This window comes from Micromonospora haikouensis (genome assembly GCF_000876225.1).
GTDB classification, from domain to species: Bacteria; Actinomycetota; Actinomycetes; order Mycobacteriales; family Micromonosporaceae; genus Micromonospora; species Micromonospora haikouensis.
Map to the genome: position 1 here is coordinate 576,988 of NZ_JXSX01000003.1, position 14,378 is coordinate 591,365.

The window sequence follows — 14,378 nt, forward strand, 5'->3', positions numbered from 1 at the left end:
CGCCGCTTGGCGGAGCAATCCGCCAACTTCGGGTTCTTGAAGGACCATCCGCTGCTGGTCTGGTATGGGGCCGGCGCGGAGCTGTTGGTCTACGTCGACGCGCAGTCGGCGATGTTCAAGGCCCGCGCGTTCGGGGACGTCCTCGCTCGTGACCTGGTACGGCGCACCCAGGTCGCCCCGGTCAAGGACAGCTTCTTCCACCAGGTGCAGGCCCTGCACACCGCAGGCGCCCTCACCACGAAGGTGTACGCCGCCTTCGATCGTCTGCGGGACACGGGGAACAGGGCCGTCCACGATCACCTGGGCGAGGTCCGCGAGGCGCTGGAGCTGCTGCGTACCTGCTTCGAGCTGGGCGTCTGGTATCACCGGGCGTTGACCGACGACCGTACGCCGTTCGGCTTCGTGCCGCCCACCCCGCCATCGGCCCAGGTCTCCGCGTCGGTCGCCGAGGGACTACGGGCCGAGATCGAGCGGTACAAGCGGGAACTCGCCGAGACGAAGCTGCTGCTGGACGGGCAGCCGTCGCTGGCCCTGGCGCAGGCCGCCGCGGCTTCCGCCGCCGAGCAGGCCGTGCGGGACGCCGACGCCCGTCGCCCGCAGGCTGCTGCGCTGCTGGAAAGCCTGGAGCCGGCTGTCGAGGCGGCGCAGCAGGCGTTCGACAGCGCGAAGCCGGCGAAGGTGTCCGCAGCCAAGCGGGAGGACTTCATCAGCCGCGCCCGCCGCGCCTCCCACGAGCCGCTCAACGAGGTGCAGACCCGCGCCGAGATCGACCGCCAGCTCGCCGCCGCCGGCTGGTCGGTGCAGAACGAGAACCACCTCAACCTGTACGAGGCCACGGGCGTCGCCGTACGGGAGGTGACCCTGGCCACCGGCCGGGCCGACTACCTGCTCTACGTCGACCAGCGCCTCGTCGGGGTGATCGAGGCCAAGCGGGAGGGCACCGCGCCGCGCGGCGTCGAGGCGCAACTCGACCGGTATCTCACCGGGCTGACCCCCGAGCAGCAGTTCAGCGCCTGGCGGCGCGACGCGCCCCTGCCGTTCGGCTACGTCGCCACCGGCACCGAGACCACCTTCGTCAACGGGCTCGACCCGTTCCCGCGTACCCGGGAGGTGTTCGCCTTCCACCGGCCCGAGCCGCGCGCGCGGTGGATGCGGGAGGCGGACGACGAGCCGGCCGCGCCCACCCTGCGGGCCCGGCTGCGCCGGATGCCGGCGCTGGACCGGCTCGGCCTGCGCCCGGCGCAGGTCGACGCCGTCGACGGCCTGGAACGCTCCCTCGCCGAGGACCGGCCGCGCGCCCTGATCCAGATGGCCACCGGGGCCGGGAAGACGTTCACCGCCGTCACGGCCAGCTACCGGCTGCTCAAGCACGCCCGCGCCCGCCGCATCCTGTTCCTGGTCGACCGCAACAACCTCGGCAAGCAGACCCTGCGCGAGTACGCCGCCTACCAGACCCCCGACGACGGCCGGAAGTTCACCGAGCTGTACGCCGTCGACCGGCTATCCGGCGCGGGGATGCTCGACTCGTCCAACGTGGTGATCTCCACGATCCAGCGGCTGTACGGGGCGCTGCGCGGCGACGAGCTGCCCGACGTCGACGTCGACGACCGCGCGTACGACAGCTACGACCTGGACGCCCCGGCCGAGGTCGGCTACAACCCGCACCTGCCGCCGGAGACGTTCGACCTGATCGTGGTCGACGAGTGCCACCGCTCCATCTACGGCAAGTGGCGCGCGGTCATCGAATACTTCGACGCGTTCGTGGTCGGGCTGACCGCCACCCCGGTCAAGCAGACCCTCGGCTTCTTCGGCCAGAACCTCGTCTCGGAGTACACCTACGAGCAGGCCGTCGCCGACGGCGTCAACGTCGACTTCGACGTCTACCGCATCAGGACCGAGATCACCGAGGGCGGAGGCGACATCCCCGCCGGCATCGTCGTGCCGCTGCGCGACCGCCGCACCCGCGCCGAGCGCTACCAGGAGCTGGAGGACGACTTCACCTACGACGGGCGGCAGGTCGGCCGGTCCGTCATCGCCAAGGGGCAGCTCAAGCTGGTGCTGGAGACCTTCCGGGACCGCCTGTTCACCGAGATCTTCCCCGGCCGCTCCACCGTGCCCAAGACGCTGATCTTCGCCCGCGACGACAACCACGCCGAGGAGATCGTCGCCATGGTGCGGGTCGTCTTCGGCCGGGGCAACGACTTCGCCAAGAAGATCACCTACTCGTCGCGCCGGGACGGCGACAACCCCGACGCCCTCATCCAGGCGTTCCGCAACAGCCCGGAGCTGCGCGTCGCCGTCACCGTCGACATGATCGCCACCGGCACCGACGTGAAGCCCCTCGAGTGCGTGTTCTTCCTGCGCCCGGTGCGCAGCGCCACCTACTTCGAGCAGATGAAGGGGCGCGGGGCGCGCACCATCGACCCCGCCGACTTCCAGTCCGTCACCCCCGACGCCGAGGTCAAGGACCGGTTCGTCATCGTCGACGCGGTCGGCGTCACCGAGGCCGACCTGGACGAGGCGGTGCCGCTGCACCGGCACACCGAGCAGCAGATCTCGCTGCGCGACCTGCTGCGCAAGGCCGGCACGCTCACCGCCAACCCCGACGAGGTGGCCACCCTCGCCGCCCGGCTGTCCCGGCTCGACCGGCAGCTCACCGACGACGAGCGCGCGGAGCTGGCCGAGCTGGGCGGCCAGCCCCTCACCGGCATCGTCGCCGGCCTGGTCGAGGCCGTGGCCCCCGAACAGCTCAACCCGGCGACCCAGGCCGGGCCGGCGGCCGTACGCGATCTGCTGGCCGGCGCGCTGCGCCCGCTCGCCGCGAACCCGCAGCTGCGCGAACGCATCCTGGAGATCCGCCAGGCGCACGACATCACCATCGACGAGGTCAACTCCGACCGGCTCGTCTCCGCCGCCGGGGTGCCCGCCGCCGAACGCGCCCGGGTGACCGTGCGGAGCTGGCACGACTACCTGGAGCAGCACCGCGACGAGATCACCGCGTTGCAGGTGTTCTACGAGGGCAAGGGCCGGATCAGCTACGGCCAGCTCAAGGAGCTGGCCACGCGCATCGCCCGGCCGCCGCAGGCGTGGACGCCGGAGTCGCTGTGGAAGGCGTACGTCCTGCTCGGACGCACCTCGGAGCAGCCCGGCCCGCGCGGCGTGACGGACCTGGTGGCCCTGATCCGGTACGAACTGGGGCTCGACCAGGAACTACGTCCATATCGGACGTCCATAGAGGAGCGCTTCCGTGGGTGGCTGCTGCGGCAGCAACAGGCGGGGGCTACGTTCACTGCCGACCAGGTGTGGTGGCTGGAGAGGATCAAGGACGTGATAGCGGTCAGCGTGGAGATCACCGCCGACGACCTGGAGGGCGCGCCGTTCACGGAACGCGGCGGCATCGACGGGTACGCGAACGCATTCGGCGACCGCGCCGAACCGCTACTGGACGAACTCAACGGGGAGCTGTCCGCGTGACCGACCGTCCCGAGATCCCTCCGTCCTGGGCATGGGGCACGCTTGGCGATCTGGTGACTCGTATCGAGGCCGGCAAGTCGTTCACGTGCCAGCCGCGACCCGCACGTGATGATGAGTGGGGCGTGATCAAGGTCAGCGCGATGACCTGGGGCGAGTTCCGTGAACAGGAGAACAAGGCGCTTCCTGCTGATCGGGAGTTCGACCCGAGGTTCGAGATTCGGCCAGGCGACATCCTGGTGAGCCGCGCGAATACCGAGCAGTACGTAGGTGCACCCGTCCTGGTCCGTAAGTGCCGTCCCAGGCTGCTGCTCAGTGACAAGAGCCTACGGCTGATCCCCTCCCGTGAGATCGATCCTGGCTGGCTGCTCCAGGTTTTGTCTTCGCCGTCGATCAGGCGTCAGATTTCGGCCCGCGCCAGCGGCCAACAGGACTCGATGCGGAACATCTCGCAGCAGGCCCTGCTTTCTCTGCAACTGCCGGTCCCGCCCTTGGTCGAACAACGCCGCGTCGTTATCGCCGTGGAAGAGCAGATCTCTCGGCTTGTCGTTGGGGACGATCTGCTTGTCAAACAGTTGCTGCGCCTGCGCGGGCTGAAGAAGAGGTTGTTGGTTGAGTCTGTCCCGCTGAGTGGAAACGCTGGATGGCGGATCGTGACGGTGGCGGAGGCCGGTCGCGTTGACCTCGGCCGACAGCGACACCCGGACTGGCACACCGGACCACACATGCGCCCCTATCTGCGGGTAGCCAACGTGTTCGAGGATCGCATCGACACCACTGACGTGATGGAGATGGACTTTCCGCCGGCTGTCTTCGAGAAGTTCAGGCTTGAGCGGGGCGACATCCTCCTCAACGAGGGCCAGAGTCCGGAACTGCTCGGCCGTCCGGCGCTCTATCGCGGCATTCCCGAAGAGGTCGCGTTCACCAATAGCCTGCTCCGTTTCCGGGCCGGCCCCGGGGTCGATCCGGAGTGGGCGCTCCTGGTCTTCCGGCGTCACATGCACGCCGGGCGCTTCTCCCGCGAGGTCCGCATTACCACCAACATCGCGCACCTTTCCGCGTCCAGGTTCAAGTCCGTCGAGTTTCCGATACCCCCTCTCGCCGAGCAGCGGGAGATCGTCGCTCGTGTCTCCGAGCAGCTTGCCGGGGTGGATCGGCTGATCGAGGCGATCGAGCGGGCCCGGCGACAATCGGTGGCGCTACGGGCGTCGTTGCTCGCTGAGGCGTTTGCGGGGCGGTTGGTGGCGCAGGACCCGGATGACGAGCCCGCCTCCGAACTGCTCGCCCGGATCAGGGCCGAGCGGGCGGCCAGCATCCCGAAGCAGCGGACGCGCTCTCGACGTACCGCCAAGGAGCTGCCGGCTCCGGCGACCAGGGTGACCGGCGACGACTACCAGCAGGAGGCCTTGCCACTGTGAGCACTGTGGATTCGCGCCGCCTGGTGCAGAAGCTCTGGAACTACTGCGACGTGCTGCGCGACGACGGCGTCTCGACGATCGACTACGTGGAGCAGTTGACCTACCTGCTGTTCCTCAAGATGGCCGACGAGCGCGCCAACCGGAAGCTACGGCCGGAGCAGATCGTGCCGAGCGAGCTGAGCTGGCAGACCCTGCTCGACGCCGAGGGCGACGCGCTGGAGGTGCAGTACCGGCACATCCTCACCGGGCTGGCCCGGGAGGGCGGCACGCTCGGCACGATCTTCCGCAAGGCGCAGAACAAGATCCAGGACCCGGCGAAGCTCAAGCGGCTGATCGTGGACCTGATCGACAAGGAGAAGTGGTCGGGCACCGGCGTCGACGTCAAGGGCGACGCGTACGAGGAGCTGCTGGCCAAGGGGGCCGAGGACGCGAAGTCGGGCGCGGGGCAGTACTTCACCCCGCGTGCGCTGACCGCCGCCATGGTCGACTGCATGCTGCCCACCCCCGACGACACGATCACCGACCCGGCGTGCGGCACGGGCGGCTTCCTGCTCGCCGCGTTCGACCACATCCAGCGCCACCACGGCAGCTCCCTCACCCCGGACCAGCGGCGGCGGCTCGCCAACGGGGCGATCACCGGCACCGAGCTGGTCGACGGCACCGCCCGCCTCGCGGCGATGAGCATGCTGCTGCACGGCATCGGCACCCCGAACGGCCCGTCGCTGATCACCGTGGCCGACGCGCTCGGCCGAGAGCCGAGCCAGCGGGTCAGCCTGGTGCTCGCCAACCCGCCGTTCGGCCGCAGCTCGTCGATCCGGATGGTGGGGGAGGGCGGCAAGGCCAGCCGCGAGGAACGTGAGATCGAACGCGCCGACTTCTGGGCCACCACCGCCAACAAGCAACTCAACTTCGTGCAGCACATCGCCTCGCTGCTGGAGATCGACGGGCGGGCGGCGGTCGTGCTGCCCGACAACGTGCTGTTCGAGGGCGGCGCGGGCGAGGTCATCCGCCGCCGGCTGCTCAACCAGTATGACCTGCACACCATGCTGCGCCTGCCCACCGGCATCTTCTATGCCGGCGGGGTGAAGGCCAACGTGCTGTTCTTCGAGCGCAAGCGCGCCCGCGAACAGCCGTGGACCGAAAAGCTCTGGGTGTACGACTTCCGCACCAACCAGCATTTCACGCTCAAGCAGAACCCGCTGCGCCGCGAACACCTCCAGGACTTCGTGGACTGCTACCTGCCCGGCAAGGACCGGTCGGAGCGCGTCGAGACCGAGCGGTTTAAGGCTTTCGGGTACGACGAGCTGATCGCCCGCGACAAGGTCAACCTCGACATCACGTGGTTGAAGGACGCGTCCCTGGAGGATGCCGACGCGCTGCTGCCGCCCGAGGTGATCGCGCAGGAGATCGTCGAGGACCTCCAGGCGGCGCTGCGGGAGTTCGCCGCCATCGCCGAAGCCTTGGGAGCCCAAACGTCAGGGGCCGGCGATGAATGACGATATCGAGCTGATCAGTGACGGCGATGGGCTGGCGGTCATCGGGAACCCGAGGGCTGTCGAACTCTTTCTCGTCTCCGAGGGGCTGCCGGCGAGGGACCTCAAACTGCAACGGCTCGGGCCTGCCCTCAGCGCCGGAGCTGCGGTCGCCCAGGCAGCCTCCGAGGTTGCCGCCAACTCAGGCCGTTGGGTGAAGCTGACCAAGGAGTCTGCGGAGAAGGTCCAGAAGTTCGGGCTGATGCCGAGCAAGACCCCCGGCGTCAGTCATGCGATGGTGGGGCAGCCGGGCTCGATCAAGTCGTGGCTCCAGATCCAGAAGGCGCCTAAAGCGATTGCGGGTAACCCGGCGGTTCTGGCTGGCGCTGCGGGCATCATGGCTCAGCTCGCGATGCAGCAGACAATGGAGGAGATCACTGACTATCTCGCCAGGATCGAGGAGAAGGTCGACGATGTGCTGCGCGCCCAGAAGGACGCGGTGCTGGCCCGGATGATCGGAGTGGGTCTCGTCATCGAGGAGGTCATGACCGTCCGCGAGGCGAAGAATGGACGGGTCGACGAGGTCACGTGGTCGAAGGTGCAGGGCGCGCCGGCCACGATCGCGGAGACCCAGGCGTACGCGTTGCGTCAACTCGACGCACTCGCGGAGAAGCTGGAGCGGAAGACTGCAATTGGTGATCTCGCCAAGGCGGCCAAGGAGGTAGAGTCCACGGCGCGCGAGTGGCTCGCCGTGCTGGCCCGCTGCTTCCAGTTGCAGGACGCGGTCGCCGTGCTCGAACTCGATCGGGTGCTGGACGCGTCCCCGGGGGAGTTGGACGGGCACCGCCTCGGCCTGAAGGCTGCTCGGGAGGATCGGCTGGCGCTCATCTCACGGTGTACCGAGCGCCTGATGGCCCGCCTGGACGCGGCCGCCGGCAGGGCCAACACGAAGGTGCTGATGCATCCGTTCGACGCTCCGGCTGTGGTGCAGTCGAGCAGCCACGTCTCGGTCGCCATCGTCGACTTCCATGGGCGGCTCGGAATCGAGGGCGACCGACGGTCGCCGGAGGCGAGACGATGGGCGGACGCGGCCATGGAGGTGACGGACAAGGCGCTCGAGACGGGAGCAGAGGGCGTCGATGCCGCCAAGCGCCTCGGCAACGCGACCTTCGACCTGGCCAGGACGGCGACGGGCAAGCTCTCCAGCCTGATCACCGATCGAGCGTCCGGCCAGAGCGGGGGCGACGAGGGCTGAGCTGGCCGACCGTCGGCCCTGTGAACCACCACCGCAACCGTCATCATTGAGCCTCTTCCAAGCTGACGACCACGAGCGACGGCTGCCGTAAGAACGTCCGTACAGTCAAATCGATGATGGACACAGCATCGCAATATACGTGGTTGTCGGATTATCATGTGGCGGACCGGCGATCCGGTCCCGCGACTTAGCAAACTCTGAAGGGGCTCGAATGACGGCAATAGCCAACCGCCTGGATGGGGCGGTAGCTGACGTGGAAAACGCCAACATCGCACGGATCTACGATTACTATCTGGGAGGGCTCTACAACTTCGCCATCGACCGGCAGAAGGCGGAGCGCATCAAGCTGACGCTACCCAGCGTCGACCTGCTGGCTCGCGGTAACCGGGACTGGCTGCGCCGATCCGTGCGATATCTGGTGGCGCAGGGGGTGGAGCAGTTCATCGATATCGCGGCGGGTCTGCCGACTGCCAACAATACGCACGAGGTGGCGCACGCCCTCAACCCCCGCGCGCGGGTAATATATGTGGACAACGACCCGTCGGCTGTCATCCACGGCGAGGAAATTCTTGCGAAGGAGCCGCTCGTCGCCATGGCGGAAGCCGACGGGAGGCATCCTGAACAGGTATGGGCACACCCAGCAATCCGCGATTTGATCGATCTGTCTCAGCCGGTGGGGATCATCCTGGGTGGGCTGCTCGTGTTCGTTCCCGACGAGGATGATCCGAAGGGGCTCGTCGCGGCATACCGGGACGCCCTGGCGCCTGGCAGTTACCTCGCGATCTCCCACCTCACCGCCGACACGGTGGACGCGGAAACAAGAGGGCAGGTAGACCGAATGGTCGCCGCCTACCAGGCCGGGGTCGGCGCGACCCTCCACGTGCGGGACAAGGCGACGTTCGCGTCCTGGTTCGAAGGTATGGAACTGGTTGACCCGGGGGTGACCCTGATGGCGGACTGGCGTCCGGACCCGGGTCTGGACCTGGATGCCCAAACGCCGTCGCGGCAGCTCGGCTACGGCGCGATGGGCCGGATCGCCGGCTGATCCGTGACAACGCGCCCGCGTTCGGCATGCTCACAGGCCGGGTAGGCGGCTTTGCGGGATGGACCGCGCCGCCTACCCGGTCGGCGTCTGGGCCGGGCGGCTCCACGTTGCCCGGGCGGCCAGGTCGTCGCGTTCCTCTGAGGTTGAATCTGCGGGCGGACCTGGCCTTCGCGGATCTGCGGTGTGCCCGGACCGATGCCCATCAGCGGTTGCCCGACGAGGTGGCCCGGCCTGCGACGTGTGGTTGACTCCTGCCGGCCCGACACCCGTCACGCCAAGGCTCACTCCGGGGTGTCGTCCTCGGTGGGGCGCGGCTGGCGGTACTTCCTGATCCACTCTTCGACGTCCTCGGCCAGCCACACCTTCATGCCGCGCAACTCCTGGTAGGGCTTCGGGAAGGTGGGATACCGGGTGAGCTGCTGGAACCGCTGCCGCGACACGCCCAGGCGCTCTGCGATCTCGTAGGGCCCCATCAGGAGCACTGAGCCACGACCCATGCGCCGACGGTAGGGCGGTCGTCGCTGTCCGATCGGCAATAGCCATTTGACCGGTTGGCCTGCCGCAATGGTGGCCCTATGCCACGACGAGTGTCCTACAAGGAATACCTGCTCGCCACCGCCCTGACCCTGGTCTGTCGGCACAAGCCCGTGTGGTCGTGGGTTCGGTGGCGGTACGTCTGCGCGTGCGGCAACGAGATGCCCTGCCGGCACCGCCACCGCCTGCCGATCAGCCACCGGCACTGGCCGCACGGGCCGGAGCCCGAGGAGGGGGCGGGGGACCGGGTGGCGGACCGGTCCGGGGACGACGGTGCGGGCGGCGGTGCGGGTGGGAAGCCGTGAGCGTCGCGCGTGATGTCGCCGATGACTCAGCTCCCTATGCGCCGACAGAAGCCCTGCTGCGGGCGGGGACGCTGCTGCACGTGACCCGGGCGGCGAGCCCGCAGTTCGTCCAGCCGATCTTCTTTCGGCTGATCCGGGTGCACGCCGACTGGATCACCTACCACGGCTGGACCTGGCTCGACGGGTATCAGATGGACGTGCGGGGCGACGCGGTCGCGCGCCGGTCGATCTTCGTGCAGCCGGCCGGGCTGCGGGTGCTGGCTAACGTGCCGGCTCCGGCCGGCGGCGGGCGAGCAGGGAGAACGCGTTCGGCAGCCGCCCGGACCACGCCGCCGCCGTGATTCCGCCCGGCCGCCAGAACGGTTCGGGGTGTTCGGCCAGGTGGAGCAGCTCCAGGCCGGCGGCGAGCACCACGTTGACGATTTCCCCCAGGGTCCACTGGAATTCCACCGCCCCGTTTCCCGGGAACGTGTCGTTGACGAAGCAATCACCGAAATAGCTGCGGTCGGCCCGGATCCGGGGCTCGTCGGCGTCCCAGCTCCACAGGGCGGCCGCCGGGTGCGCCTCGTACACGAACAGGTGACCCGCCGGCCGCAGCAGCCGGGCGACGTCGCGCGCCCAGGCGGCCAGGTCCCGCATCCAGATCAGCGCGCCCTTGCCCGTGTAGACCAGGTCCGCGCAGCCGTCGCGCAGCGGAGCGCCGGGAAGTTCGGCCACCACGTACCGGCAGGCCAGCCCCAGTTCGGCGGCGCGCCGGCGGGAACAGCGACGTGCTCTCCCGCGCCTCGCGCAGCAGGTCGTCGTGCTCCCGGACGTACTTCCCGGCGGCGGTTTCCCAGGCGGCCCGGTTGCGTCGTACGGCGTCGTCCACGATGGGGAGTGTCGATGCCTGCCTCGAAAATGGCGAGCGGTTTTCACTTCCTGTGAATTCCATTGCCGCCCACCCTGACTGGAGTCATGAGCCATTGTCGGAATTCCGCTGGCGAGATCCACTGTGGACGGGTAATGTGCTGCGTCGTCGTCGACTCCTGTGCATGGGATCGGTGGCATTCGTCGTACCTGCGCAATTCCTCCGACGGTCGGCCGAGCCGCCGTCCGAAACGCCGTGCCCTTATCCGTTCCCATTCGCCACCCTCTCCCGGTGGCGGTTGAGTCGAGGAGCCGCCGTGCGCGACCCGGACCCTGACCCGCAGGTCAGACCTGCCGCAGCCGACACACCGGCCGATTCCGCAACGCCCGCCGATCCCGCGTCTACCGGCGGGGGCGAGGGCGCGTCCCGCCTCGCGCAGCGCTTCGCCGCCCGGCCCCCCGGATATCCGAGCGTGCTGGTCTGGCTGCGCGCCGGGGTGGTGCGCGACTGGCGCGGGGTGCTGGGCGCGTTCCTGGCCACCTGGTTCTACGTGCCCGCCGCGTTGTTCCTCGGGGTGGGCGGCGCGATCGTGTTCGGCGTGGCCGGCATCGTCAACGGGGGCGGCAACCTCGGCGAGGTGTTGCCGGAGCCGGTGCGGGACGCCCCGCTGGTCGGCTCGCTGCTCGACGCCTTCCTCGACCGCTCCGGTGGGGTCCTCGGCGGCTTCTTCGGCGTCGCGGTCGGGTTCCTGGCCGGGTCCCTGCTCGTGCTGGCGCTGCCGTGGCGTGAGGCGATCGACGAGCCGGCGAGCATCCTCACCGGGCTGGCCGGGATGATGGTCGCCGCCGTGCTGATCGGCGTGCTCTACACCCTCTACCGGCTCATGTGGGAGCCGCGCCTGCTGGCCATCTCGGGCGCGCGCCGGCTCAGCCGCCGCGAGGCCGAACGGCTCCGACCCGTCCTGTACGACTGCGCGCGCGCCCTCGGCCTGCCCACCGTGCCCCGGCTGCTCATCGAGGACGACCCGTTACTCACCAACGCCCGCGCGTACGCCCGGCACGTGGTCGTCACCACCGGCCTGCTCGACGAACCCGACGAGAACGTCGCGGCGCTGCTCAGCCACGAACTGGTGCACTGGCGCACCGGCGACGAGGTGACCAGCGCGTTCGTCCGTGGCGTGGCGCTGCCCCTGGTGCTGGTGCACGCCGTGCCGACGTGGCTGATGCGGACCTTCCCGCACCCGGCGACCAACTTCGTGGTGTTCGTCTTCTTCTGGCCCGTGCTGCTCACCATGAAGTACGTGGTGCTGCCGCTGCACTCTCGCGACGTGCGGGCCGCCGAGTACCGGGCCGACGCGGGCGCCGTGCTCGCCGGCCACGCCCAGGGCCTGCGGGACATGCTGGAGCGGCGCAGGTCGTTCGAGACCGGGCGCAGCGGCTGGGACGAGGCGGTCTGCGCCACGCACCCGGCGTCCGAGCTGCGGCTGGACCGGCTGGAGGCCCTCACCCCGGCGGCTGCCGACGGCGTCGTCGCCGCCCCGGTGACCGCCGAGGGCCTGTTCGGGCGGCCGGGGGCGGTCGCCTCCCCACGGGCGATGCTGGTCGCCGGCGCGCTGGCCCTGGCCTGCGCCTTCGGCGGCATCCTGCTCGGGGTGACGCAGTGGGCCCTGTTCCGCCCGGCGCAGGCCGTCGACGGCTACTTCTCGGCGCTGGCCGACCACGACGCCCGGGCGGCCCTGGAGCTGCTGACCCCCGCCGCGCGGTCGGCGGCCGGCGACGTCGACCGGCTCGCCGCGCTGGTCGAGGCGAAGGGCTACCAGCCGCCCGACGACGTCGAGGTGCTCTCGGTCGACCGGGACGGCGACGAGGCCACGGCGAAGGTGGAGTTCAGCCTCGCCGGCCAGCGGGTGCCGGCCGAGCTGTCGCTGCGCCGGCAGGAGTCGGCGACCCTGGGCCTGTTCCACGAGTGGCGACTTGCCGGCGGGCCGGTCACGTTGGGCGTCCCCGGTGGGCAGGTGGGCCTGACGGTCAACGGGGTGCCCGTCGAGACGCCCCCCGAGGGCTACATCCTCGCCCTGCTGCCCGGCGTCTACACGGTCGGCGGGCAGAGCACGGTGCTCGCGGAGACCCCGGCGCAGGCCGTCGCCGTCGTCCCCGGGATGGACAGCGCGGGTCAGGTGCGGCTGGAGCCGGTGCTGGCCCCGGGCGCGCGGGAGGCGGCCGAGGCGGAGGTGCGCCGGCACCTGGACGCCTGCGCGGCGCAGAAGGTGGCCGCCCCGGCGGGCTGCCCCTTCCGCTACTACAACGGCAGCGCGGTGAAGAAGATCGCCTGGAAGATCACCGAGTACCCGCGGATCGCGGTGGAGCTCACCGGCCCCGCCACGGCCCGGGTGTCGACCCCGTACGACGCGCAGGGGTCGGTGCTGGCGACCGGCACCACCGACGGCTACTTCGGGGCGACCCCGTTCAGCGACGACGACTCGTTCGGCGTCGACGGCGTCCTGTCGGTGGTCGACGGCAAGATCACGTTCCTGCCCAGCGGCGAGTGAAGGAGAGCCACCACGTGACGCAGACCTCGACGGGGACGTCGGCGGGGGCGCGGCAGCCGGTGCGGCTGGTGCTGACGCCGCGCGCCGCCCGGCCGCCCCGGGTGCCGCTGCTGACCTGGATCCACCAGCGCCCGGAGTTCCGCGCCGGGGTGCGCGACGCCGGGGGCGGCCGGTCCGGCGGGCGGCCCGGGTTCAGCGACGCGGTGATCATCGCGGTGGTGGCGCAGGCGCTGCTGCCGGGGCTGTTCCACCTGTTGCAGAGCTGGGTCGACCAGCAGCGCACCGAGGTGAGCGTCCGGGTGCAGGCGGGGGAGTCCGAGGTGGAGATCCAGGTCAACGGCCGCACGGACGCCACGAAGCTGATCGACCAGGCCACCCGGGCGCTCCGTCAGGCGGCCGGTGAGGTAGGCGCTGCCGAGTAGCACGATCATGTCGGGGAGGTGGCGGTATCCGGCCGCCGTGGATACCGCCATCTCGCCGACATGGATTCGATCATGAGCCCGGGTCGCCGGAATTCGCGCTGGGCGCGACATCCTGTTACTCGCGCGTAACTTCTCATTGACGTCGCTGGATCGCCAGCCCCATCATCTTTCCACGATCGATCGGAACGCCCCTCGCCTCCGCCCGGCCCGGCCGGGACACCCCCACCAGGAGGTGCAGCCATGCTGCTCCGAAAGATCCTCGCCGTCCTCGCCGCGTCCACCGCCACCGCCGCCGCCGTGCTGGCCGGACCCTCCCCGGCCGCAGCCCAGGCCGCCACACCCGCCAGCGCCGCCGCCCGGGCCGCCGCTGCCGCCAACCCCGTCATCGTCGTCGCCGGGCTCAGCACCCCCGCCCTCGGCTACGAGCCGCTCGCCGCCCGGCTGCGCGCCGACGGCTTCCGGGTGTCGATCTTCCAGCTCCCCGGCCTCGGCTTCGGCGACATCGCCGACTCCGCCCGGGCCTTCTCCGCGTACGTCGACCAGGTGCGCGCCACCACCGGAGCGGCCCGCGTCGACCTCGTCGCCCACTCCGAGGGCGGGCTGGTCTCCCGCTACCTCATCCGCAACCTCGGCGGCGGCACCAAGGTGGGCCGGTACGTCAGCCTCGGCACCCCGCACTACGGCACCTACGTCGCCGACATCGCGAAGTTCCTCGGCCTCGGCAGCTGCCTCGGCATCGTCGCCTGCCAGCAGATGGCCATCGGGTCGAGCTTCCTCACCGCCCTCAACGACGGCGACGACACCCCGGGCGACGTGCGCTGGACGGCCGTGCGCACCCTCCAGGACGAGCTGGTCCGGCCCGTCGACAACGCGACCCTCGCCGACGGGGCCACCAACGTGCTCATCCAGTCGTGGTGCCCGCTGCGGCTCGTCGGGCACCTCGGCCTCGTCCTCGACGGCACCACGTACACCGTCGTCCGGGGCGCGCTCACCGACTCCCCGGTGCGCCCCGACTGCTACGCGCTCTGACCCGCCGGCGTCGGGGGGCGTCCGACCAC

General features: G+C 70.1%; 12 protein-coding genes. 10 read left to right on the forward strand and 2 right to left on the reverse strand.

The window, feature by feature from the left end:
- Window positions 1-6: 6 nt before the first annotated feature.
- The 5 genes from TK50_RS24210 (at window position 7) to TK50_RS24230 (ending at window position 8,661) form a co-directional block, all read left to right on the forward strand.
- On the forward strand, window positions 7-3,474 hold the full coding sequence (locus TK50_RS24210) for a DEAD/DEAH box helicase family protein (protein ID WP_241774106.1): 3,468 nt from the start codon (window positions 7-9) through the stop codon (window positions 3,472-3,474).
- The gene (locus TK50_RS32335) at window positions 3,471-4,889 is read left to right on the forward strand and encodes a restriction endonuclease subunit S (RefSeq protein ID WP_063838621.1); all 1,419 of its coding nucleotides are present in this window, start codon (window positions 3,471-3,473) and stop codon (window positions 4,887-4,889) included. The genes TK50_RS24210 and TK50_RS32335 overlap by 4 nt, the downstream gene beginning before the upstream one ends.
- On the forward strand, window positions 4,886-6,385 hold the full coding sequence (locus TK50_RS24220) for a type I restriction-modification system subunit M (RefSeq protein ID WP_043967409.1): 1,500 nt from the start codon (window positions 4,886-4,888) through the stop codon (window positions 6,383-6,385). The genes TK50_RS32335 and TK50_RS24220 overlap by 4 nt, the downstream gene beginning before the upstream one ends.
- The gene (locus tag TK50_RS24225) at window positions 6,378-7,616 is read left to right on the forward strand and encodes a hypothetical protein (RefSeq protein WP_043967411.1); all 1,239 of its coding nucleotides are present in this window, start codon (window positions 6,378-6,380) and stop codon (window positions 7,614-7,616) included. The genes TK50_RS24220 and TK50_RS24225 overlap by 8 nt, the downstream gene beginning before the upstream one ends.
- A 253-nt stretch (window positions 7,617-7,869) precedes the next feature.
- Complete coding sequence (locus TK50_RS24230) at window positions 7,870-8,661, forward strand: SAM-dependent methyltransferase (protein WP_158499191.1); 792 nt, start codon at window positions 7,870-7,872, stop codon at window positions 8,659-8,661.
- Window positions 8,662-8,942: 281 nt separating this feature from the next.
- Here the strand turns inward: TK50_RS24230 and TK50_RS24235 are convergent, their stop codons facing one another.
- On the reverse strand, window positions 8,943-9,158 hold the full coding sequence (locus tag TK50_RS24235; protein ID WP_043967415.1) for a helix-turn-helix transcriptional regulator: 216 nt from the start codon (window positions 9,156-9,158) through the stop codon (window positions 8,943-8,945).
- 78 nt (window positions 9,159-9,236) lie between these two features.
- Here TK50_RS24235 and TK50_RS24240 point away from each other — a divergent pair, with 78 nt between their 5' ends.
- Window positions 9,237-9,500, forward strand: coding sequence for a hypothetical protein (locus TK50_RS24240; RefSeq protein ID WP_241774107.1), 264 nt, complete (start codon window positions 9,237-9,239; stop codon window positions 9,498-9,500).
- Window positions 9,497-9,841, forward strand: coding sequence for a hypothetical protein (locus tag TK50_RS33130; protein WP_422119956.1), 345 nt, complete (start codon window positions 9,497-9,499; stop codon window positions 9,839-9,841). The genes TK50_RS24240 and TK50_RS33130 overlap by 4 nt, the downstream gene beginning before the upstream one ends.
- Here TK50_RS33130 and TK50_RS24250 read toward each other — a convergent pair.
- Entirely contained in the window at window positions 9,762-10,625 is an 864-nt protein-coding gene (locus tag TK50_RS24250) for a methyltransferase domain-containing protein (RefSeq protein ID WP_338390910.1), read from the reverse strand. The two genes, TK50_RS33130 and TK50_RS24250, sit on opposite strands and share 80 nt — an antisense overlap.
- A 197-nt stretch (window positions 10,626-10,822) precedes the next feature.
- On the opposite strand from TK50_RS24250, the gene TK50_RS32340 reads away from it, so the two are divergent.
- From TK50_RS32340 to TK50_RS24265, 3 genes are all read left to right on the forward strand, one after another.
- Window positions 10,823-12,898, forward strand: coding sequence for a M48 family metalloprotease (locus TK50_RS32340; protein ID WP_052503896.1), 2,076 nt, complete (start codon window positions 10,823-10,825; stop codon window positions 12,896-12,898).
- 14 nt (window positions 12,899-12,912) lie between these two features.
- Window positions 12,913-13,320 (forward strand): effector-associated constant component EACC1, encoded by a 408-nt coding sequence (locus tag TK50_RS24260; protein WP_144420376.1) that lies wholly within the window; start codon window positions 12,913-12,915, stop codon window positions 13,318-13,320.
- Window positions 13,321-13,560: 240 nt separating this feature from the next.
- A complete protein-coding gene (locus TK50_RS24265) occupies window positions 13,561-14,349 on the forward strand; it encodes an esterase/lipase family protein (RefSeq protein WP_043967419.1) in 789 nt (262 codons plus the stop codon).
- Window positions 14,350-14,378 lie beyond the last annotated feature (29 nt).

Bases quoted from the DNA above. Each gene is read 5' to 3' on its own strand.
- TK50_RS24225 (WP_043967411.1), top strand. From the start codon at position 6,378: ATGAATGACGATATCGAGCTGATCAGTGACGGCGATGGGCTGGCGGTC.
- TK50_RS24235 (WP_043967415.1), bottom strand. From the start codon at position 9,158: ATGGGTCGTGGCTCAGTGCTCCTGATGGGGCCCTACGAGATCGCAGAG.
- TK50_RS24240 (WP_241774107.1), top strand. From the start codon at position 9,237: ATGCCACGACGAGTGTCCTACAAGGAATACCTGCTCGCCACCGCCCTG.
- TK50_RS24250 (WP_338390910.1), bottom strand. From the start codon at position 10,625: ATGGGAACGGATAAGGGCACGGCGTTTCGGACGGCGGCTCGGCCGACC.
- TK50_RS24265 (WP_043967419.1), top strand. From the start codon at position 13,561: ATGCTGCTCCGAAAGATCCTCGCCGTCCTCGCCGCGTCCACCGCCACC.